General features: G+C 38.5%; 1 protein-coding gene. It reads left to right on the forward strand.

All coding sequences use genetic code 11. The features are described from left to right. Positions 1 to 23: 23 nt before the first annotated feature. Positions 24 to 590 (forward strand): recombination-associated protein RdgC (rdgC, locus tag DNJ75_RS15210; protein ID WP_188618934.1); only part of this gene is annotated, 567 nt, incomplete at its 3' end.

The following is a 590-nucleotide window of genomic DNA, read 5'->3' on the forward strand; positions in this document are numbered from 1 at the left end:
CAGCAAATAAGGAGTATGATGCGATGTGGTTTAAAAATATAGCACTATTTGAATTTATCGAGCCGTTTGATTTATCATTTGAAATGATTGAAAAAAGCCTGGAAGAGCATCAGTTTAGCCCATGCTCGCCATCTCAACCAATTTCAACGGGATGGAGTTCACCCGTATCCAAAGATTCACCGATTGCCTATGAGGCGAATGGTTTTATTATGGTGGCTTTTCAAGTTCAAGAGAAGATTGTGCCAGCAACGGTAATTAAAGAGATCCTCGATGAAAAAGTCGAAGAAATTGAATTGCGTGAATCTCGAAAGGTTAAGAAGAAAGAACAGGACACCTTAAAGGAAGAAATTTACCAAAGCCTGTTACCACGTGCCTTTACACGTGATACCGTAATACATGCTTATATTGATACTGCGAATGGCTGGCTTGTTGTTAATGCTTCTTCAAGCAAAAAAGCAGAAATCTTAACCGTTAATTTACGTAAAACACTGGGCAGCTTAAAAATTAGAATGCCTGATTTAATACCCGTCTCTATGCTCCTGACTCACTGGATAAAAACCAATGAATATCCGCAAGAGTTAACCATAGAA

Source organism: Cysteiniphilum litorale (genome assembly GCF_003428165.1).
Lineage (GTDB): Bacteria > Pseudomonadota > Gammaproteobacteria > Francisellales > Francisellaceae > Caedibacter > Caedibacter litoralis.